A 20,009-nucleotide genomic window follows, 5' to 3' on the forward strand; every position below is an offset into this window, starting at 1 on the left:
CCGCGAAATCCTCATCCTGAGGAGGCGCAATCCATTTCGGGTTTAGCCCGAAATGGACATTTTAAATGTCCAAGTCGTGCAAGCGCGACTTGGAAAGCGCCGTCTCGAAGGACGAGGGTTGAGCCATCAAAGGCATTGCATAGAGCCCTCGCCCTTCGAGGCTCGCATTCGAAGCCGCGAAGGGCGGCTGCGAATACTCGCATCTCAGGGTGAGGGCTTTTATGAAGCTTTGATCTCAGTCTCTCTCATAAACGCCGGTCAATCTTCCGCGTGCGAGAAGCACATCGGCCATTTGCGCGATGACCGTTTCGAGATTCGCCTTCTCTGGCAAATCCAGTTGTTGCCGCGTCGCGAAGATCTGAAATACGTAACGATGCGGTCCATGGCCGCGCACCGGGCGCGGTCCGGCATAGCCAACACGTCCCATGAAACCGCGGCCAAACCGGAAAGGCGGGTTTTCCTCCGGCGTCAGACAGCCCTCGGGCACGCCTTTCATCTCGGGCGAAATGCCGATCGCGATCAGATGCACGACGGGACGCGGCAACGGCGCGTCAGGGTCTTGCAGGATCAGCACAAGCTCCTTCGTGCCGAGCGGCACGTTCGACCATTCAAGCGGCGGCGATATATTCTCGCCGACGCCAAGGCCGGCATAAAGCCGCGGCATCGGGCCATTCTCGTTAAAGGCCGGACTCGAGAGTGAAATGGTTTCCGGCGCGTCGGCCAGGCGCGGATCGTTGCAGGCAAGATGGCGGTCGCCCGCCCTGACCCGGCGGAGCCAATGCCCGATCATGCGCTCGACGGCGGGAGTCACATCTGCTCCTTCAAAATGCCCATGCGTCTGACGACAAAGCGCGAGACGCTCGGGCCGGTGACGACCACGAGGAGAAAACGCGCAGTTTGCAACGCCATGATAAAGGGCACGTCTACCCTGCTAGAGACGGCAATGATCGCGATCGAATCCGCGCCGCCGGGGCTCGTCGCCAGATAGGCGGTCAAAGGGTCGATGCCGGCCGCGAAGGTCAGGATGGCGGCAAAGAGGCCGCAGATCGCCATCAGCGACAGAATCGAAAGCAGCACTTTCGGCAGTACGCGGCCCGCATGAACCAGGATGGGGCGCGTGAAATGCAACCCAATGCTCCAGCCGACGAGCGCATAGCTGACGGCGAGCAGCCAGGGCGGCAGTTCGATCGTCAAAACGCCCATGCCTTGCAATATGGCCGCGACGATCAAGGGCAGCAGCAAGGCCCCGGCGGGCATGCGCAGACGCTGCGCGATCAAGACGCAACCCCAGCCGACAGCCAGAGTTTCGGTCAAGGGCAGCCAAGCGACCGGAGGAAACCAGTCGATCGCCGCAGCAGCAGTCGCGGCCGGCGGCAGCCAGATGCGTGCCACGGCGGATGCAAAACCGGCGACGAGCACGATCCGCAAATATTGCATGAAGGCGACAAGCCGCATGTCGCCGCCATAGGCCGCTGCCATCAAGACCTGCGCCGTGGCGGCGCCCGGCGAGGAGCCCCAGATCGCGGTTGTCCCGGGCAGGATTTGCTGCCGCGCAAGAAGATAGCCAAGCCCATTCGCCGCCAGAATGACCGAAAAGGCCGTCGCCAAAAGAAGCGGCCAATCATGAATCATCTCGCCCAGAATCGAGGGCGACAGGCTGCGCGCGATCAGCGCGCCGATCACGCCTTGCGCCAGAATGAACGGCAGTTGCGGCACTCGCACCGAGGCTTCGCCCGCGGCCACGAGGATCGCTGCGATCATCGGCCCAAGCAGCAGAGCCGCCGGCAGGTGCAAAAGCTCCAGCGGCAAGGTGACAAGAATGGAGAGAAGAAGGAGGAGGCCCCATTGAACATGGCCGCCATGTTGGCCGACCGAGACTGAAGCAAGCCGCATTCGCCGAAGCATGAGTATCTCATTAATTCCCGGACGAAACGGATTCCATTTCGTCCGACGAGCCCCGCGCTGACATCGGCCGGCGGGGCTCGCATGCTATTCAGCTCTATAGGCGGGCCGCGCCATTACCAATAGCCGTAATATCCCGGATAGCCATAGTAGCCGCAACCATACGATGTTTTGATCTTCATCCTGCCTGCGAGGGGTGGCTTCACCTCGGCGGTCATCGCGAGCGGCCTTAGCCGCGCGCAGATCTTTAAATGACAAAGCCCTCTTCGGCTGCCGATTTGGGCGCAAGCTTCACGCGATTGCGGCCGCTGATTTTGGCCTGATACAGAGCGGCATCTGCGCGATCGATAAAACTTTCCGCTGTGTCGCCGACGGCGAATTGAGCCACGCCGAAACTGCAGGTCACGGTTTGAAGTCCGTCAAAGGCGGTTTTCTCGACGTCATCGCGCAATTTTTCCGCAGCCAAATAGGCCATCGCGCTGTCGGTTCCAGGCAGTACAAGAACGAATTCCTCGCCGCCCCAGCGAGCGAGCAAATCGGTGCTCCGGATCCGGGCCGCGACGAATTGCGAAAGATCGACCAGAACTTTATCGCCCGTCTGATGGCCATATGTGTCGTTGATATCCTTGAAATGGTCGATGTCGTAGAGGACCAAGGATAGCGGCGTCTCATAACGCTCTGACCGCAGCATTTCATTGGCCAGCCCCTGATCGAATTGCAGTCGATTGGATAGGCCGGTGAGCGGGTCCGTGGTTGCCTGGAACTTGAGATCACGCGCCAGCTTTTGCAATTCGAGGCGCTTCTCCACCTCGACCTTGTCGCGCATCCAACGCTCGCGACCGAAAAGATAGATCAAGGCCATGATCGTCGTCAGAAAGGTGATGACGATTCCCAAAATGCGGCTCGCGAATATCTCCTGCGTCGGGTTCAATATCACCAAGGACCATTGGCTCGCATGCACGAAACGGCGGCGCAGATAATTGCGTTCACCATCAGCCTGGGTCCATGTCCCGTCTTCGACCTCGCGTTTCATCAAGGGCCGATCATTCAGCGTCCCGTATTGTACCGCGAGCGCAGCCGCCTTGTAGGGGGTAAGCGGCCAAAACGGCCGCAACAACATCTTTGGCTGGTTCGTGAGCACGATGACGCCATTGGGATCGACAAAGAAATATGGGCGGTCAAACTCCCGAAGATCGGCATCGAAGCCACTGAGGGATTTCTGGAGAGCCGCGACGCCGACGACTTCGCCAACCCTGCCCCGGATCGGATAGCTTGCATAAAAATCGAGTTCCTTGGCCGCAGCATCGAATGCGAAGTATCGGCCTAACTCGCCTGCGAGCGACGTCAGAAAATAAGGCGCGGAACCGGCGTTGAGCGGCACCGCCCCCATCTCCTTTTGACCGGAAGACATCACGATTCTGCCGGACCCGTCGAATATCATGCCGAGCTTCGCGCCCGACGCTTCGACATCGAGATCCAACATCGATTTGACACGCTCAGTTTCGTCCGCACTTGCGCCGCCCAATAGGGATTGCACGGATGGCGCACCGGCGAACGATTTCACCATGGCTTCAATGGGCGCGGTCTCGGCCGCGAGATGGCTCGCGATAAGATCAATATCCGCCCGCGCCGCCATCTCCGCATTTTGCTTGTAAATTCCGCCGAGAAATTCCGTCAGGATCCAGCCGCATACGAGGATGATGCCCATCGCCGCGAGGGTCCAGATGAACTGCTGGTGCAGAAAGGCCGTGTAACGCTCGGAAGCGACCTTCAAAACAAGCTGATGTCTCCAGATCGCCCAGATCGTGAGCGCGAGCGCGCAGGCGAGAAGTCCCCTCACCAGCTGAATCGGGATTCCCGTAAGCTGCACAAACCAGTCTTGGTTGATCGTATCCGCAGGCCAGAAGGGCGCCACCGTAACGATGATGCCGGCGGCAAAGGCATAAAGGACAAAGGCCATTGCGGCGAAAATCGCCAAATGTCTCGCAGTGCCCAAAAATCCTTTGGCGAACCAGGCGAAGACCGAAGCGGCGGCAATCGCCGCGGGAAATCCGATTGCATAGCGCGCAACCGCATTGGCCGTCGCGGTTCCGCCTTGCGTTCCGGCGAAAACGACCAGCAGGAGCAGGGGAAGATAGAGCCCAAACAGCCATCGCGCCGGTGCGCGCAACCCGAACCGGATGGCGTTCATCCGGGCAAACTCCATCAGGAGAAGAAAAGATATCGCCATGAGCGCCGTGCGCATCACGGCAAATAAGGGCGTATCGGCTATATCCAGCGCGGCGAGGTCCAGCCACTCACCGGCACCATGCAGGAAGGCGAACAGGCCGAGCACATCCCAAGGCTCGCCGCGCCCTGCCTCTCGCGCAATGGCGAAGCAAGTGCTGCCGAGCAGAATGAACGCCAGACCATAAAAGAAAAAAATGAAATCCAGCTGAGAGTTGATCAAAGCAGCCATATGTTCCCGCATGAGCCTGGCCAGTTTTTGGTGATCGCCATCGCGGAACGGCCGCGCCGCATCTACGGCCTCCAGGGGCTGCTTTGTGCTAGCGCCCACCGGTCAATAAATTTGCTGCGAATTAGATGGATTTTGTTCAGATTCGTAAGGAGAAACTCCACGCTTTTAGGCCAGCGTTAAGGCTGAGACTGCGGGGATATTTCGGCGATGGCCGGAGCGTCGAACAACGCGCACGGCCGGTCGAGGTTAAGTTCAATCGGCAGGCTGGTAGGCTCCCGCCGTCCGCGACCAACGGTAGAGACGCTGCCAGCGGTTGGAGCGATTCTTCAACATCAGATCGAAATGCTGATCGGCTGCATGTGACGTCACGACGATGATATTGGCACTATCGGTGATCTCATGGTCACGCGTGCCGTTCTTGTGCCAATCGCCAGCCACATCGCTATAGGCGGACATAGGTACGGATAATATAGGCTTGAGCTTGTCGCCATCGATCGTAAAGAGCGTGAGGTTGCTGAAGGAAGCGCCGCCGCCGGAATAGCTTTCCATCCAATTGCCGCGCAGACCGAAGGCCAGCGCATCGGGCGCGATCTTGTAGGCGGCCAGATCGAAGCGGTCGAAGCTTTCCGGCTTGATGGCCACGCCCTTCGCATCCTCCGCCGCCATAGGCTCGCGCGGCAACCCGCTCTTCGCCCAGTTCACCGCGGCCTCTACGGGCTCGCTTTTCGCGATCAGGCGCGGCGCGCTGCCCTCTTTCATCTCGACGACTCCGAGGTAAACGTGCAGGGGCTCCTGCTTCTTGTCGAAATCCTGCGGTTGCGCGCAGTGAGGTTCATATCCCAATGGTTCGGAGCCGCCGGTGCAGACGATCGCGACGTAGCTGTCCGGCCGCGCCGGCCATGGTTTGGCACCTATTATATTGGGTGTGTTGCGATCGCTTGGCGGCACGAGCAGATCGGTGATCGTCTTCGCCGGCAGGTTCGCAGGCAGTTTCAAGCCGAGCCCATCCGGGCCGGGTTTGCCTTCCATTTGTTCCGAGAAATAAGCTTTGCCTTCCGGTGTTTTGATCTGGTTGGGGACCTGGTCGAGCGAGTGAACCTCGGCCGCAAAAGCCGGAAGGGAAAGGCTCAGCGGCAATAGGCAAATGAGTGCTTTCAGCACGGCGGGCCTTCTTCTCATCTGATCCGGCGGATAACCAAGGAGCTGGAGCCACAATGGCGGGAGTTCAGCCAATAAGGCGTTAAATCAGCCGATTGCTTTATAAGGCACGCGCGTGACTTTGCCGTGCAAGCTTGACTTGTACACTGGCAAACCGGTTTCCTTGACCTTCCGGCCCGTGCCTTTTAGGATAAGGGTCCGATTTCACGAGAGATTGGATTTTTTAGGCCGCAGCTCCTCTAGCGGGCACGGCTCACGCCCGGCAGCGCGTTGCGCCCCCGGGCGCGTTTGGCGTTGGCTTAAGCCCTTGTAAACAAGGGATGAATAGTTTTCCGGCGGTCTATCAACCTCCGGCCGATGATCCCACCTTAACCCGAGGGTTAAGGTTTATAGGAGCAAACCATGTTCGAAGGGCTTTCTGAAAAGCTCTCTGGCATATTCGATCAGCTGACGCGGCGCGGCGCCCTTTCCGAGGAGGACGTCAATACCGCCATGCGCGAAGTCCGCCGCGCATTGCTCGAAGCCGATGTCGCGCTCGACGTGGTGCGCTCCTTCGTCGACAAGGTGAAACATCGCGCCGTCGGCGCCAATGTCGTCAAATCCGTCACGCCGGGCCAGATGGTCATCAAGATCGTCAATGACGTCTTGATCGAGACCTTGGGCTCCGACGCCGATCCGATCAATCTCGATGCGGCGCCGCCGGTCGCAATCATGATGGTCGGCCTGCAGGGCGCGGGCAAGACGACGACGACCGCGAAGATCGCCAAGCGCCTCGCCGACAGGATGAAGCGCAAGGTGCTGATGGCCTCGCTCGACGTGAAGCGTCCGGCGGCGCAAGAACAGCTCGCCGTGCTCGGCAAGCAGGTCGGCATCGATACATTGCCGATCGTTCCGGGCCAAACGCCGGTGCAGATCGCAACGCGGGCCGAACAGGCGGCCCGTCTGCAAGGCTATGATGTCGTGCTGCTCGACACCGCGGGCCGCACCCACATCGACGAAGAGCTCATGGCCGAGATGGTGGAGATCAAGAACGTCTCCCATCCGCATGAAATCCTGCTCGTCGCCGATAGTTTGACCGGCCAGGACGCGGTCAATCTCGCGAAAAATTTCAATGACCGCGTCGGCATCACCGGCATCGTTTTGACCCGCATCGACGGCGACGGGCGCGGCGGCGCGGCGCTTTCGATGCGCGCCGTCACCGGCAAGCCGATCAAATTGCTCGGCACCGGCGAAAAGATCGATGCGCTCGAGGAGTTTTATCCGGCCCGCATCGCCAATCGCATCTTGGGCATGGGCGATATCGTGTCGCTCGTCGAACGCGCAGCCGAGACGATCGACGCCGAAAAGGCGCAGAAGATCGCCGACAAAATGCGCAAGGGCAAATTCGACCTTGAAGATCTCGCCGAGCAATTGGCGCAGGTCGAAAAGATCGGCGGCCTCGGCGGCATCATGGGCATGCTGCCCGGCATGGGCAAGATCAAGGATCAACTGTCGCCTGCCCATCTCGACGAGAAAATCTTCAGGCGCCAACGCGCGATCATCCTGTCGATGACGCCGCAGGAACGGCGCAACCCGGATATTCTCAAAGCCTCGCGCAAGAAGCGCATCGCGGCCGGCTCCGGCACCAAAGTCGAAGACATTAACAAGCTGTTGAAACAGCATCGCCAGATGGCCGATATGATGAAGGCGATGGGCGGCGCGAAGCGCGGCGCCATGGGCAAGATGGCGCAAATGTTCGGTATGGGCGGCATGGGCGGATTGCCCGGCGGCATGCCCATGCCGTCTGCCGAAGAGATCGCGGCGCTGCAAAAGGCAGCCGGCGGCGCGGGCGGGAAAATGCCCGCGGCTGTGCCGAAATTGCCCGAAACGCCACCTGCGAACCTGTTTGCACAAGCACCCAAATTGCCGGGTCTTCCTGGGCTCGGCGGGATGAAATTGCCGGGCCTCGGCGGCGGCGGATTCAATCCGCTCAGCGGCAAAAAGAAATGACTTATCGTCAGTATTTTCACATCACACACCTGTAAGGAAAAACTCTATGTCCGTTAAAATTCGTCTCTCGCGCGGTGGCGCCAAGAAGCGCCCCTATTATCGCATCGTCATCGCGGATTCGCATTTCGCGCGCGACGGACGGTTCATCGAACGCATCGGCTCCTTCGATCCCTTGAAGCCCAAGGATGCGGCGGACCGAGTCGTGCTCGACACAGAAAAGGCACAGGCCTGGATCGCCAAGGGCGCGCAGCCGACCGATCGCGTCGCGCGGCTTCTCGAAGCGCTCGGCATCGGCAAGCGCGAACCGAAGAACAATCCGAAACATGGTCTGCCGAAGAAGAAGGCGCAGGAACGCGCCGCCGCTCAGGCCGCCGCCGCTGAAAAGGCCGCTGCCGAAGCGGCCGCGGGCTGAAACGGCGCTACCCTCATGGTGAAGAGCGCCTGAAAGGCGCGTCTCGAACCATGAGGGCTGGCAAGAACGTCCTCGTCCTTCGAGACGCTTGCTTCGCAAGCTCCTCAGGATGAGGACTTAAGCACATAAGGTTCGCATGGCGAAAGAGCTTGTCCTCGTCGGAAAATTTGGTGCCGCGCATGGCATCAAGGGCGAGGTGCGGCTCCAATCCTTCACCGGCGATCCGGCGGCGATCAACCGCTACGGACCGCTGAGCGATCTCAAAGGACGCCAGTTCACTTTGACGTCGCTGCGGCCGGTGAAGGGCGATCTCTTCGTCGCCCGCGTCGAAGGCATCAAGGACCGCACGGCAGCCGAAGCGCTCGTCAATGTCGAGCTCTTCGTCGATCGCGCCGTCCTGCCGCCACCGGACGAAGACGAATTCTATCTCACCGATCTCATCGGACTCGACGCGCGCGATACGGCAGGCGTCCGGATCGGCACGATCCTCAATGTGCTGAATTTCGGCGGCGGCGATATTCTGGAAGTGGTTCCGGAAGGCGGCGGCGAAACCTGGCTTCTGCCTTTCACCAAGGAGGTCGTGCCGGAGATCGACCTGTCGCGCCGGCAAGTGACCGTCGTGCCGCCGGTTGAGATCGAAGCCTCGGGCGATGACGAAGATGCGGCGCAACCGTCCGAGCCGCAGGACGCCGCGCTCTCATCCAGCCGCTAGTCTATGTGGCGCGCCGAAGTCTTCACGCTCTTCCCGGACATGTTTCCGGGCCCGCTCGGCGGCTCGCTCGCGGGCGAGGCCTTGCAACGCGGGCTTTGGCAGCTCGCCGCGCATGACATTCGCGATCAGGGGATCGGACGTCACAGAGCCGTCGACGATACGCCGACCGGCGGTGGTCCCGGCATGGTGATGCGCGCCGATGTGCTCGCGGCGAGCCTCGATGCCGTCCTTCAAAAAGACGATTCCCGCCCGCGTCTCGTGATGAGCCCGCGCGGCCGGCCTTTGACGCAGGCGCGTGTGCGCGGCCTCGCCGATTCCGGCGGCGTCATCATCGTCTGCGGCCGGTTTGAAGGCATAGACGAGCGCGTCATCGCCGCGCGCGGATTGGAAGAGGTTTCGATCGGCGATTACGTGCTCTCCGGCGGCGAGCTCGCCGCCATGGTCCTGATCGATGCCTGCGTGCGGCTTTTGCCGGGCGTCATGGGCAAGGAGGCGTCTGGAACCGACGAGAGTTTCGAAAACGGCCTTCTCGAATATCCGCATTATACGAAACCGCGCGCCTTCGAGGGGCGCGAGATTCCAGCCGTGCTGCTCTCGGGCGATCACGCGAAGATCGAGGCTTGGCGCCGCGCCGAGGCGCTGCGGATCACGCAGGAGCGGCGGCCGGAGCTTCTGGCGAAGGCGGTGGATGAGGAAGCTAAGAAACGTTAGCGACGCCCTCGTGCTTCGAGACGGCCGCTTTGCGGCCTCCTCAGAATGAGGGCTTACACCAAGTGCGCTACAAGCCCTCATGCTGAGGAGCTTGCGCAGCAAGCGTCTCGAAGCACGAGGGAGAAAGCTAACTCACACCACCAGCCGCTCGATCGAGGTGATCGTAGCGCCGGTCCTGCTCTTGATGCGCGCGACCGCCTCGGCCAAGGGCTCGCTCGCAACCTGCATATGATGCGCATTGGCATGCAGAAACTCATGCGCGTCGCGCATGATGCCGACATGGCCCTTCCAGAAAACCACATCGCCGCGCTGCAAGCCGGTGAGTTTTTCGTCGAAGGCGAGGTCCATGCCCAAATGCTTTTCCTGCAAATCCGTATCGCGCGGCGCAGCCTGCCCGGCTGCCGTCAAAGCGGTTTGCACGAGACCGGAGCAATCAAGCCCAAGCGCGGATTTGCCGCCCCAGAGATAAGGTACGTTGATGAGACGCTCGGCAACGGCGACGAAGTCTTTTTCATAATCCTGCCGAGGCGCGGCATGCGCGGCGAAGATGAATCCGCCTTCCGCGAGCCGCAGAAAATCGCCTTCGCTTGAAACGATGTTTAGCTCCGCATTGAGCGGCAAAGCGCCGATCACCGGCAATTTCATATTGGGGCCGGGATAGATGAATGTGCGATTGACCGTGAGCCTATGCGTCGCGGCAGCCGGGCCTTCGGCCAAAGCCTGCGTCGAGAGATAGCCGACATAGGAATCGCGCTTGAGCTGCACCCAGCCCCAGCCTTCTTCCGTATCGTAGAGCATCACCTCTTCGCCATAGAGCGCCTGCGTATCGATGCCGCTCTCAAGCGAAGGCACCGGCCGCAGATCCGTCATTTCGGCCACGACATGCATGAGGCGGCCTTCGACATAACGCGCCGCCTCGACCGCGCCGCGCAAATGCGCCGCCGCGAGATCGGGCCGTGCCGGCGTCAGGCGTCGGTCGAAAACGCTCACACCACCTCGTCAAGACAGGTTCGATAGATCGTCGAAAGTGAGGCCTTGGAACGGTCCCTGCTCCTTGAGCCGCATCACGATGCGGCGCGGCTTTTCGTCCGGCGCGTCAGGGCGGGCGCTGGCACCGAAGCGATCCTCGAGCAGATCGAAGAGCAGACGCGCGGTCTGAACCTCGGCTCCCTCAGGGCTCGCCGGTTTTGCCGAAGGCGTCCAGGCGTAAATATCGAAATGCACCCAGGCTTTGGCATTTTCGACGAAGCGGCGGAGAAACAAGGCAGCCGTGATCGAGCCCGCAAAGGAGCCACCGGAAATATTGTTGATGTCGGCGACCTTGCTATCGAGCATCTTGTCGTAAGCGTCCCAGAGCGGCATGCGCCAGACGGGATCCTGCGTGGCCTTGCCATAGGCCGCGATATCGGCCGCGAGCGCATCATCCATCGTATAGAAGGCCGGCAGATCGGGGCCGAGCGCGACGCGCGCGGCGCCGGTGAGCGTCGCGAAATCGAAGAGAAGGTCGGGCGATTCATGATCCGCGACGGCCAAGGCATCGGCGAGGATGAGGCGGCCCTCCGCATCCGTATTGCCGATTTCGACGGTCAGCCCCTTGCGGCTCGGATAGACGTCGCCGGGGCGGAAGGCATTGCCGGAGATCGCGTTCTCGACGATCGGCAAAAGAACGCGCAAACGCACGGCCAGATTGCCGTCCATGATCATCGTGGCAAGCGCCAGCGCCGTTGCCGCGCCGCCCATGTCCTTCTTCATCAGGCCCATGCCGGAGGCGGGCTTGATATCGAGGCCGCCCGAATCGAAACAGACGCCTTTGCCGACCAGAGTCACCTTGGGATGAGCGTGATCGCCCCAGCTAAAATCGACGAGGCGCGGCGCCCGCTCGGCCGCGCGCCCGACCGCATGGATCAGCGGCAGATTCGTCTGCAACAGCTTGTCGCCGCGCGTGACCGTGGCTTTGGCGCCGAAGCGGCTCGCCACTTTCAAGGCGGCGGCTTCGAGCGCATCGGGACCAAGATCATTGGTCGGCGTGTTGATAAGGTCGCGCCCGAAGGCGACGGCGTCTGCGATGCGCGCAACCCGCGTCGTATCGACTTCCTGCGACGGCGACAGCTCCGGCCCGTGCGTGTCGTGCGACTTATATTTGCCGAAGCGATAGGAGGCGAGAAGCCAGGAGAGCGTCGCGAGCTCCAAATCGTGCGGCTGATTGGCGAAACGATAGGTTCCGGTCGGCAGCGATGTGGCAAGCCGTCCCGGCAAAAACAGGTCCCGCGCCGGCGCCGCGACCTTCTCGAGGCCGAAGAGCACGCCGGCCACTTTGCCATCGGCATCTGGCAGAATCATCGCGCGGCCGGGCGTTGGCTCGAAGCCGCAGGCCTTGGCAAAGGCGACACTGCCCGCCGGCAACGCGGCTTGGATCTCCGGCCACGTATCCGCCGAGACGAAATAGATCGGCACGGCTTCCGGTGCGCCGGCACGCGTGAGCGACATCGCGAACTCCTATCGTCGAACGCCTTCCAGACCGAAGATGGTTGGCGTTCTTAACCTTCTCTTAGGGTTAACATTTTATTGCTGTTAAAAGCCAATCACGAGATGAGGTCCGCATGGTTCCGCTGCGAAAGTCCTCTCCTTTTCCGTCAAGCCGTCCTGCCAAAGCGGCAGGGATAGCCCTCATATTGAGCGCCTGCCTCATGGCCGGCGGCTGTCAGAACACAAGCCTTTCCGACGTCACCGGATCGATCAGCGTCCCTCAAAACCGCCCGATGCCCACCTCGGAACCGGAGCTGCGGCGCTATACCGAGGATCTCGGCCGCCGCTACGATGCCAATCCGGAAAGCAAGAACACGGCCATAGCCTATGCCAAGGGACTGCGCGCCCTCACGCAATATGCCCAAGCCGTCGCCGTGATGCAAAGACTGGCCGCGAAATATCCGAAGGACTTGGAGGTGCTCGGCGCCTATGGCAAGGCGCTTGCCGATGCCGGACGCCTGCAGGAAGCGGCTAACGTTCTGTCGCACGCCCATACGCCGGAGCAGCCGAACTGGAGCATCCTCTCCGCGCAAGGCTCGGTTGCCGATCAGCTCGGCGACCATGCGCAAGCCCAGAACTATTATGAAGCGGCTCTCAAGATCGCCCCCGATCAGCCGGAAGTGCTTTCAAATCTGGGGCTTTCCTACGCGCTTTCGAAACATCTGCCACAGGCCGAGACCACCCTGGAAAAAGCCGTGGCTCAGCCCAATGCCGACATGCGGGTGCGGCAGAACCTGGCGCTCGTTCTCGCCTTGCAGGGGAAATTCAACGAGGCGCAAACGATTGCCGCGCGCGACCTCTCGCCGGTCGATGCCGCGACCAATGTCGAAAGCATCAAGGAAATGATCGCGCAATCGAACACCTGGCAGCAAATCCAGAAGGTCGACGGCAAGACGAAGACCATCCCCAAGGCGCAAGCATCCGCCGACATCAATTGATGCTTTGGCAAACGCGGCGCGACCTTCGGTTGCGCCCGTAGCTTTTGTTTAGCCGCATGATCTTACCCGAAAACTCTGCAACTCTTCGGGATCACGCTTTAAGACACCGTCGCCGAGATCTGGATGATCGCCGGTGTCAGAATGACCGCGAAAAGCACCGGCAGAAAGAAGACGATCATCGGCACGGTCAATTTCGGTGGCAGAGAGGCCGCCTTCTTTTCGGCCGCGAGAAGACGTTGCGAACGGCTTTCCTGAGCAACCGTCCGCAAGGCGGTGCCGAGCGGCGTGCCATAGCGTTCCGCTTGGATCAGGACGGTCGAGATCTGTTTGGCGGCCTCGATTCCCGTGCGGATGGCCAGGTTTTCATAGGCGGTTTTACGGTCGGGCAGGTAGGAAAGCTCTGCCGTGGTCAAAGTGAATTCTTCCGCCAACGCGACCGACTGAGCGCCGATCTCCTCAGCGACTTTGCGGCACGCATGTTCGATCGACATGCCCGATTCCACGCAAATCAACAGCAAGTCCATCGCATCCGGAAAGGCTCGGCCCATCGACTTTTGCCGCTTGGCGATCTGATTGCGGATATAGATTTCCGGTGCCTTGAGGCCGGCATAAACCGCCGCGAGCACGGCGCCGAGCTTGAAGGTAAAAGGCCAATCGAGATCGGCAAGAAAAAAGACATAGGTCACGCTTATCACGCAGATGACGACCGGCGTGACCAACCGGAAAAACAGAAAGCCGACCTCGGCTTGCGCGCCGCGATAGCCGGCCATCAGCATCTGCAGCTTTGCCTGCTCCGTCCCGAGCCATTTCGACAGGCTGAACCATTCCACGACCTGCTTCATATAGGCCTTGGGCGCTTGCCGAAGATTGACCTTGTTGGCCGCCCCATTAATACGCTCGCGTTCGCGCGCACGGATCCGATCGCGTTCGGCGCCGACCGCCTTCATGCGCTGCGAAAGCGTGTCCGCCTCGATAAACGGCATCGCCACGCTCAGGACCGATGCGATGGTCGCGATCCCCACGAGCACGCTCAAGACGAAATGGCCGTCGTGCAGCTTTTCAAGAATGAGGTCAAACATGGATCGTTACCGAGGTTCAGCGCACCGACAAAAGACAGATTTGATCTGAGCTCTCAATCTTACATATCGAAGTTGACCATTCGCTTGATGGTTACGATTCCGATCGTCATCCAGAACGCCGCGCAACCGAGGACGAATTGACCGGTCGTGGTTGTCCAAAGAAGCGAGATATAGCCAGGGCTAGAAAGGTAGACCAGAAGCGTGACGACGAAGGGCAGCGCCCCGATAATGCCCGCGGAAGCCTTTGCCTCGCTGGACATCGCCGCGACCTTGCCCTTCATCAGCTTGCGATCGCGCAAGACTGCCGACAAATTACCGAGCGCCTCGGCAAGATTGCCACCTGATTTCTGCTGGATGTTGATGACGATCGCAAAGAAATTCGCTTCGGGAGTTGGAACATTCTCCGCGATGCGCGAGGCCGCATCGCCCAGCGAAAGCCCTATCGACTGAGATTCGATCATCTGCCTGAATTCGCCGCGGACGGGTTCGGCCGTCTCGTTGGCGACGATGCGCATGCAATCGACCAGAGGCAAACCGGCCCTGACGCCGCGGACGATCACATCGATGGCGCCCGGAAATTCGTTCAGGAATTTCTTGAGCCTGCTTTTACGCAAATGCGAAAGCAAAAAAGCCGGAACCCCGAGGCCACCGATGATAGTCGTTGCGATCATCGCGAAAATATTGCCCGACAGGATATAGCCTACGCCCAGGCCAGCGAGGCCGAGGAGAATGGAAACAACAATGAATTTATTCCGCGACCATGTGAGGCCCGCCTGTTTGATCCGCATTTCCAGCGACAGCTTCTTGCCTTTGGCGCGGGTTTCGATGTCCTTCAGACTGTCGGCAACCTGCTTGCGGCGATTGACGCCCTCTTGAACGCGCTCAGCCGCTCTTTTCGGCCCTTGACTGCGGACCGCGGCATGCCGTTTCTCGGCTGTTTTTTCACCCGATAGATAGGGATAGACAAGAGCATAGAAGAGACCACCCGAGGTGATCATCGCCAAGACCGTGATGATCAAGACATTCGGTTCCATGATGCTTCAATCCTAGCTCGATGCCGTTTTGGCGAAGATCATGCGATATCTCTCTTTTCCGCGGCATCGAGGGCTGCGGCCAGTCTAACTTCCTCGCCGTAGTAACGGGCGCGCTCCCAAAACCGCGGCCGGCCTATGCCCGTCGAGTGATGACTGCCTTTCAGCCGGCCGGCTGCATCCTCTCCCGTTATTTCGTAGACAAACAGATCCTGCGTAATGATCACATCGCCTTCAAGGCCGAGCACTTCCGTAATATGCGTGATGCGGCGCGAGCCGTCGCGCAAGCGCGCTGCCTGAATGATCACGTCGATCGATGAAACGATCATGTCTCGCAACGTGCGCGGCGGCAGCGAGAAACCACCCATGGTGATCATCGATTCGAGGCGGCTCAAGGCTTCGCGCGGCGAGTTGGCATGCAGCGTTCCCATCGATCCGTCGTGACCGGTGTTCATCGCCTGAAGAAGGTCGAAGGCTTCAGGTCCACGCACCTCGCCGACGATGATCCGTTCCGGACGCATACGCAGGCAGTTTCGGACGAGATCGCGCATCGTGATCATGCCACTGCCTTCAAGATTCGCCGGCCGCGTTTCGAGCCGGACCACATGGGGTTGCTGCAATTGCAGTTCCGCCGCGTCCTCGCATGTGATGACGCGTTCGTCGGCATCGATGTAATTGGTGAGGCAATTGAGCAGCGTGGTTTTACCCGAGCCGGTACCGCCGGAAATCAGGACATTGCAGCGGACGCGGCTGATCACCTTCAGGATTTCGGCGCCTTCCGGCGAAATGGCGCCGAAGCGCTGGAGTTGGTCGAGGGTCAGCTTGTCCTTGCGGAATTTGCGGATGGTCAAAGCCGGACCATCGAGCGCGAGCGGCGGGGCGATCACGTTGACGCGCGATCCGTCATGCAGACGCGCGTCGCAGATCGGGGAAGCTTCATCGACGCGGCGGCCCACTTGGCTCACGATCCGCTGGCAAATATTCATCAATTGCGCATTGTCGCGAAACCTTATGTTGGTCAGTTGGATCTTGCCGCCGACTTCGATGAAGGTCCGTGTCGCGCCATTCACCATAATATCGGCAATGTCATCGCGCGCCAGGAGCGGCTCGAGCGGCCCATAGCCCAAAACGTCGTTGCAGATGTCGTCGAGCAGATCCTCCTGCTCGGCAATCGACATGACGACATTCTTGATCGAAATGATTTCGTTGACGATATCGCGAATTTCTTCGCGTGCGCTTTCGGCATCGAGACGCGACAATTGCGACAGATCGATCGCCTCGATCAGTGCGCCGAAGATCATGCTTTTCGTGACATAATATTGTTCGGAGTGGTGCACGTCGACCAGAGGCACGGCCACAACTTCGGGCGCCGCGTTTTGCGGGCGTGCCGACTTATTGGCGGCGGCTTGGTTTCTGAGCTCCGGAACCGCGACAGACTGCTTTGCAACAGGCTCCGCGCTTTCGAAGGTTGAACGCTTACCGAACATCATGCTTCCCTTGGCTCGATCCAGTGAATCAGCCCGCGATTAACGGATGGTTCTCATGAACCGTCACGAGGCCTTTTTCCGTCCGAGCTTCTGCATAAACGGCTCAAGAATATTACGTTTTGCTTTGCGTATTTCGCTGCGTCCCGCCACGATCCGGGCGAGTTCGCTGAACATTTCCGCGGTCTTGCTCGCCGCATCGACTTCCGCGATCATCTGCCCATTATTGGCTGCGGTCCCGAAGAGCTTCGGTTCGAAAGTGATCGCCAGCACTGGATCGAGATCGACGGCCTTGGCGAAATCGCTCATCGTGATTTCCGGCCGCTTCGGGACTCCGACCAGGTTCAATATAAGTCTTGGCTTCGCATCGTGCAGACGCGAGCCGCGCACCGTATCGAGAATGCTCTTGATGTTGCGCAGATTGGCGAGATCCGGCGTGCCTACGATGACGATCTCGTCGGCGCCGATCAACAAGCGCTTCGTCCAAGCCGTCCACATATGCGGGATATCGAGCACGACAAAGGGTGTCGAGGCGCGCAAAATATCGATCAGACTATCGAAAGCCGTGTCGGAAAAATCGTAGACCCTATCGAGGGTCGCAGGTGCCGCGAGAATGCTCAGTTTTTCGCTGCATTTCGACAGCAGGCGGTCGACGAGGTTCGCATCGACACGATCCGGCGCAAAAACGGCTTCCGCTATGCCTTGCGGCGGATCCTGATTGAAGTCGAGACCGGCCGTGCCGAAGCCGAGATCCATATCGACGATCACCGTTTGGATTTCGAGATCGCGGGCAATCGACCAGGCGACGTTATGGGCGATCGTCGAGGCGCCCACACCTCCCTTGGCGCCGACCACGGCGATGATCTTACCGAGGGGATCGCCGCCCGTATGCGTATAGAGCCCTGAGATCGTGCGGATGAAATCGAGGACAGCGAAGGGCGCGACGAGATATTCACTGACGCCGCGCGCCATGAGATCGCGATAAAGAAGGATATCGTTCATCCGGCCGAGAACGACGACCTTGGTTCCGGCATCGCAAAATTCGGCAAGGCTTTCAAGGTTGGCAATCAATTCGTCCCGCCCCAAAGCGGTTTCGATCACGATCACATTGGGTGTCGGCGCGGTGCGATAGGCCTCGATCGCAGCCGCCAGCCCGCCCATGTGAACCTTCACATGAGCCTTTTCCATGCGGCGATCGGCAATCGCATCGTTGATCGTTTGGGCGACGTCAGGCGATTCGCAAAAGGCTTGGACCGAGATACGCGGAACCGGCGCGATCTGCTCGACATCGAACGCAGCCGCTTTCATCAATTGCCTCCCACATTGCTGATCGCGGTGTTCTTGGTTGTCCAGGCGGTGCTTGGGTCGGTACCCTTTCGAATGGTCTCGATCCCGCGCGCTTTAATCAAAGTATCCGGCGGCGTTTCGCCGCGCGGCTCGACGAGATCGCGCGGATCGGCCACCTGTGCGGCAAGGGCCGACTGATAGGCGCAGCCGTAATTCCAATAGGGTTTGTTATCCCAGCCCTGGATCGTACTGCCGGAGGCAAGATCGCTCGGCCATTCTCCACAAGGCGTCGCGACTTTTGCCTTGAGTCCTGTAAAGCTCAATCGAATGGGCGAGGCCAATGCGGGTTGGGTGACAGGATAGCTGCCAACCCTGACGGGTGCATGCACGCCGCTGGCGGCAAGCACTTGGCGGATCGCTTCTGCCGGCACATGGCCGGGCACGCCGGAGCCTGTGGGATAGAGAATCAAAATCGGTCCCTCGCCCACTTGCCGGTAAAGATGCCCGAAGGTCACGAGTTCGCCGATGCTATGCTGATCGAGGACGCCTGGGCCTCCGGCCGGGAAAATATCGAGAACCCGCGATGTTTCCGACAGGGTGATCGGGTGTCTTACGCGATAGTCGTCCATCGGGATCGACGATGTTTGCATGCGATCCACGGTGTTGCAGGCGCAAAGACCGAGGCTCAAGCCCAAGATCACGATGCCTTGCGAGAGAAAGGAGTTCGGCATGCCCCGCTGTGCCTTTTGCTTAGATACCGGCATCATGATTCATTGTCCTGCGGAAGTGCTTCGACAGAGGCAGCTTTGCCTCAATCCTGAATGAAACCGATATGTCCCTTGTAGTTTTGAACCGCCTGCGGATTCGTGGGCGAGGCATAAAGCTTATTGATCCTGCCGAGCAGAACCGTTTGCGGATCGGACGCGTCGGCAAAGCCATCGTCCGGCCTCGGCAATTCGTTCGCGGCAACGGGCTTGACGATATAGGGGGTGACGATGATCATGAGTTCGGTTTCCTGACGCTGATAATCGCGCGAGCGAAACAGCGTGCCAAGAATCGGAACATTCATGAGGCCCGGAAGCCCATTGATGACTTGCGCCGTCTGCGTCTGTAAAAGCCCCGCCGAAGCAATCGAGCCGCCCGAGGGCAATTCAACGCTCGTCGAATTCTTGCGCGTGAGCAGACTGGGCACAGGCACGCCCTGGATAACGACCGTCCTTGAAAAGTCGACGTCTGTTACCTCGGTCGAGAGATGCAGAAGGATGCGGCCTTCGGCGAGAACGATGGGCGTGAAATTCAAAGCAACGCCGAAATTCTGATAAATCGCACCGCCGGAACAAAAAGCCTGGCTGCTCGTCGAGACCGAACTCGTCGTGCCGGAACAGGCGACGGCCGGCCCGGGGATCGGGAACTGGCCGCCGACCATGAAGGTCGCGCTTTCGCCGGAAACCGCCGCCACGGTCGGCTCCGCGAGAACGCGCGTAACGCCGTAGCGCTCGAAAGCTTGGATGTTTGCCGCGAGCGTTCCTGCCGGATTGGTCAGCGCGAGCTGCGTCGTGACCGCATTGGTACTTCCGTTAGGTACAACGCTGCTCAAGGGCCCGTTGATCGCGAATGGATTGGCTTGCGTGAACGAGCCCCAACTGCCGGCGATCGTGCTGCTCGTCAGGCCGAGCTGCTTTGCAACGTTGCGTTGGATCTCGGCCACGGTCACCTTCAGCATGACCTGAGTGCGGCCGCGGATGACGAGCGAATTGATGACCAAGCCCTCGCTACCCGCCCCTGCAGCTCCGTTGGACTGCTTGGCGAAGCCTTGCGCGATGTCTCCGATACGTTGCGCATCCTCGGCCGAATCGACTTCGCCGGTCAGAACGATCGTGTCATTGATCGTGCGTGCCGTAACGTTGGCGCCGGGTAAGGCAGCCTTGATGATTTGCTGCAACTCACCGGTGTCACGGCCGATGCTCAATTCCAGCACGGCGATCTGATGGCCGTCGTGATCGAGTGCAAAGACCGTCGTCTGCCCGTTCTCCATTCCGATGACGTAAAGCTTGCGCGCCGAGCGCACGACGGCATTTGCAACCTTCGGATTGCCGATGAAGATTTCGGACGCGTCACGCGGAAGATCGACGATGATCGACTTGCCGACACCCATGGAAATGCGGCGCGTCAGAACGCCTCCTATCATCTGTTGCGTGTCGGAACTCACTTCGGCATGGACCGTGACCGCCGATATGAGAAAGAAGAGGCTCACCCCAAACCCGCGTAAAAGAGCCGGAATAAGCGTTTTCATATTCCGTTCTCCAGAAGAATGATCATTGA

At 60.0% G+C, this 20,009-nt stretch carries 17 protein-coding genes; 5 read left to right on the plus strand and 12 right to left on the minus strand.

Annotation, left to right across the window (positions count from 1 at the left end):
- Positions 1 to 235 precede the first annotated feature (235 nt).
- The 4 genes from A3OQ_RS0101485 to A3OQ_RS0101505 all read right to left on the minus strand — a co-directional run bounded on the left by A3OQ_RS0101485 (position 236) and on the right by A3OQ_RS0101505 (position 5,521).
- Positions 236 to 811 (minus strand): YbhB/YbcL family Raf kinase inhibitor-like protein, encoded by a 576-nt coding sequence (locus A3OQ_RS0101485; RefSeq protein ID WP_020173576.1) that lies wholly within the window; start codon positions 809 to 811, stop codon positions 236 to 238.
- Positions 808 to 1,905, minus strand: a complete 1,098-nt coding sequence (locus A3OQ_RS0101490; protein WP_026595370.1) for an AbrB family transcriptional regulator — start codon at positions 1,903 to 1,905, stop codon at positions 808 to 810. Before A3OQ_RS0101490 ends, A3OQ_RS0101485 begins: the two co-directional genes overlap by 4 nt.
- Positions 1,906 to 2,149: 244 nt before the next feature.
- Entirely contained in the window at positions 2,150 to 4,372 is a 2,223-nt protein-coding gene (locus A3OQ_RS0101495) for a sensor domain-containing diguanylate cyclase (protein WP_244427071.1), read from the minus strand.
- Positions 4,373 to 4,612: 240 nt separating this feature from the next.
- On the minus strand, positions 4,613 to 5,521 hold the full coding sequence (locus A3OQ_RS0101505; RefSeq protein WP_152428277.1) for a hypothetical protein: 909 nt from the start codon (positions 5,519 to 5,521) through the stop codon (positions 4,613 to 4,615).
- Positions 5,522 to 5,920: 399 nt separating this feature from the next.
- Between A3OQ_RS0101505 and ffh the strand changes: the two genes are divergently transcribed.
- The 4 genes from ffh to trmD all read left to right on the plus strand — a co-directional run bounded on the left by ffh (position 5,921) and on the right by trmD (position 9,342).
- Entirely contained in the window at positions 5,921 to 7,507 is a 1,587-nt protein-coding gene (ffh, locus tag A3OQ_RS0101510) for a signal recognition particle protein (protein WP_020173581.1), read from the plus strand.
- Positions 7,508 to 7,553: 46 nt separating this feature from the next.
- Positions 7,554 to 7,919 carry a 30S ribosomal protein S16 gene (rpsP, locus tag A3OQ_RS0101515; protein ID WP_020173582.1) on the plus strand — a complete coding sequence of 122 codons (366 nt, stop codon included), beginning with the start codon at positions 7,554 to 7,556 and terminating at the stop codon, positions 7,917 to 7,919.
- A 136-nt stretch (positions 7,920 to 8,055) separates the two neighbouring features.
- A complete protein-coding gene (rimM, locus tag A3OQ_RS21095; RefSeq protein ID WP_020173583.1) occupies positions 8,056 to 8,631 on the plus strand; it encodes a ribosome maturation factor RimM in 576 nt (191 codons plus the stop codon).
- Positions 8,632 to 8,634: 3 nt separating this feature from the next.
- Positions 8,635 to 9,342, plus strand: a complete 708-nt coding sequence (trmD, locus tag A3OQ_RS0101525) for a tRNA (guanosine(37)-N1)-methyltransferase TrmD (RefSeq protein ID WP_020173584.1) — start codon at positions 8,635 to 8,637, stop codon at positions 9,340 to 9,342.
- 132 nt (positions 9,343 to 9,474) lie between these two features.
- Here trmD and A3OQ_RS0101530 read toward each other — a convergent pair whose 3' ends face one another.
- Positions 9,475 to 10,332 carry a C40 family peptidase gene (locus A3OQ_RS0101530; protein ID WP_020173585.1) on the minus strand — a complete coding sequence of 286 codons (858 nt, stop codon included), beginning with the start codon at positions 10,330 to 10,332 and terminating at the stop codon, positions 9,475 to 9,477.
- Positions 10,333 to 10,341: 9 nt separating this feature from the next.
- A complete protein-coding gene (locus A3OQ_RS0101535; protein ID WP_020173586.1) occupies positions 10,342 to 11,829 on the minus strand; it encodes a leucyl aminopeptidase family protein in 1,488 nt (495 codons plus the stop codon).
- A 185-nt stretch (positions 11,830 to 12,014) separates the two neighbouring features.
- On the opposite strand from A3OQ_RS0101535, the gene A3OQ_RS0101540 reads away from it, so the two are divergent.
- Positions 12,015 to 12,806 carry a tetratricopeptide repeat protein gene (locus A3OQ_RS0101540; protein WP_244427072.1) on the plus strand — a complete coding sequence of 264 codons (792 nt, stop codon included), beginning with the start codon at positions 12,015 to 12,017 and terminating at the stop codon, positions 12,804 to 12,806.
- A gap of 98 nt (positions 12,807 to 12,904) precedes the next feature.
- Here A3OQ_RS0101540 and A3OQ_RS0101545 read toward each other — a convergent pair whose 3' ends face one another.
- From A3OQ_RS0101545 to A3OQ_RS0101570, 6 genes are all read right to left on the minus strand, one after another.
- Positions 12,905 to 13,885 carry a type II secretion system F family protein gene (locus A3OQ_RS0101545; RefSeq protein ID WP_020173588.1) on the minus strand — a complete coding sequence of 327 codons (981 nt, stop codon included), beginning with the start codon at positions 13,883 to 13,885 and terminating at the stop codon, positions 12,905 to 12,907.
- A 59-nt stretch (positions 13,886 to 13,944) separates the two neighbouring features.
- Positions 13,945 to 14,919 (minus strand): type II secretion system F family protein, encoded by a 975-nt coding sequence (locus tag A3OQ_RS0101550; protein ID WP_020173589.1) that lies wholly within the window; start codon positions 14,917 to 14,919, stop codon positions 13,945 to 13,947.
- A 38-nt stretch (positions 14,920 to 14,957) separates the two neighbouring features.
- A complete protein-coding gene (locus tag A3OQ_RS0101555; protein ID WP_026595373.1) occupies positions 14,958 to 16,403 on the minus strand; it encodes a TadA family conjugal transfer-associated ATPase in 1,446 nt (481 codons plus the stop codon).
- 63 nt (positions 16,404 to 16,466) lie between these two features.
- The gene (locus tag A3OQ_RS0101560; RefSeq protein WP_020173591.1) at positions 16,467 to 17,708 is read right to left on the minus strand and encodes a CpaE/TadZ family protein; all 1,242 of its coding nucleotides are present in this window, start codon (positions 17,706 to 17,708) and stop codon (positions 16,467 to 16,469) included.
- Positions 17,708 to 18,418 carry a CpaD family pilus assembly protein gene (locus tag A3OQ_RS0101565; RefSeq protein ID WP_020173592.1) on the minus strand — a complete coding sequence of 237 codons (711 nt, stop codon included), beginning with the start codon at positions 18,416 to 18,418 and terminating at the stop codon, positions 17,708 to 17,710. The genes A3OQ_RS0101560 and A3OQ_RS0101565 overlap by 1 nt, the downstream gene beginning before the upstream one ends.
- An 80-nt stretch (positions 18,419 to 18,498) precedes the next feature.
- Positions 18,499 to 19,980 carry a type II and III secretion system protein family protein gene (locus A3OQ_RS0101570; RefSeq protein ID WP_020173593.1) on the minus strand — a complete coding sequence of 494 codons (1,482 nt, stop codon included), beginning with the start codon at positions 19,978 to 19,980 and terminating at the stop codon, positions 18,499 to 18,501.
- Positions 19,981 to 20,009 lie beyond the last annotated feature (29 nt).

Origin of the sequence: Methyloferula stellata AR4 (assembly GCF_000385335.1) — a bacterium.
GTDB lineage: Bacteria > Pseudomonadota > Alphaproteobacteria > Rhizobiales > Beijerinckiaceae > Methyloferula > Methyloferula stellata.

Bases quoted from the DNA above. Each gene is read 5' to 3' on its own strand.
- A3OQ_RS0101490 (WP_026595370.1), bottom strand. From the start codon at position 1,905: ATGCTTCGGCGAATGCGGCTTGCTTCAGTCTCGGTCGGCCAACATGGC.
- A3OQ_RS0101495 (WP_244427071.1), bottom strand. From the start codon at position 4,372: ATGCGGGAACATATGGCTGCTTTGATCAACTCTCAGCTGGATTTCATT.
- ffh (WP_020173581.1), top strand. From the start codon at position 5,921: ATGTTCGAAGGGCTTTCTGAAAAGCTCTCTGGCATATTCGATCAGCTG.
- rpsP (WP_020173582.1), top strand. From the start codon at position 7,554: ATGTCCGTTAAAATTCGTCTCTCGCGCGGTGGCGCCAAGAAGCGCCCC.
- rimM (WP_020173583.1), top strand. From the start codon at position 8,056: ATGGCGAAAGAGCTTGTCCTCGTCGGAAAATTTGGTGCCGCGCATGGC.
- trmD (WP_020173584.1), top strand. From the start codon at position 8,635: ATGTGGCGCGCCGAAGTCTTCACGCTCTTCCCGGACATGTTTCCGGGC.
- A3OQ_RS0101535 (WP_020173586.1), bottom strand. From the start codon at position 11,829: ATGTCGCTCACGCGTGCCGGCGCACCGGAAGCCGTGCCGATCTATTTC.
- A3OQ_RS0101545 (WP_020173588.1), bottom strand. From the start codon at position 13,885: ATGTTTGACCTCATTCTTGAAAAGCTGCACGACGGCCATTTCGTCTTG.
- A3OQ_RS0101550 (WP_020173589.1), bottom strand. From the start codon at position 14,919: ATGGAACCGAATGTCTTGATCATCACGGTCTTGGCGATGATCACCTCG.
- A3OQ_RS0101555 (WP_026595373.1), bottom strand. From the start codon at position 16,403: ATGTTCGGTAAGCGTTCAACCTTCGAAAGCGCGGAGCCTGTTGCAAAG.
- A3OQ_RS0101560 (WP_020173591.1), bottom strand. From the start codon at position 17,708: ATGAAAGCGGCTGCGTTCGATGTCGAGCAGATCGCGCCGGTTCCGCGT.
- A3OQ_RS0101565 (WP_020173592.1), bottom strand. From the start codon at position 18,418: ATGCCGAACTCCTTTCTCTCGCAAGGCATCGTGATCTTGGGCTTGAGC.
- A3OQ_RS0101570 (WP_020173593.1), bottom strand. From the start codon at position 19,980: ATGAAAACGCTTATTCCGGCTCTTTTACGCGGGTTTGGGGTGAGCCTC.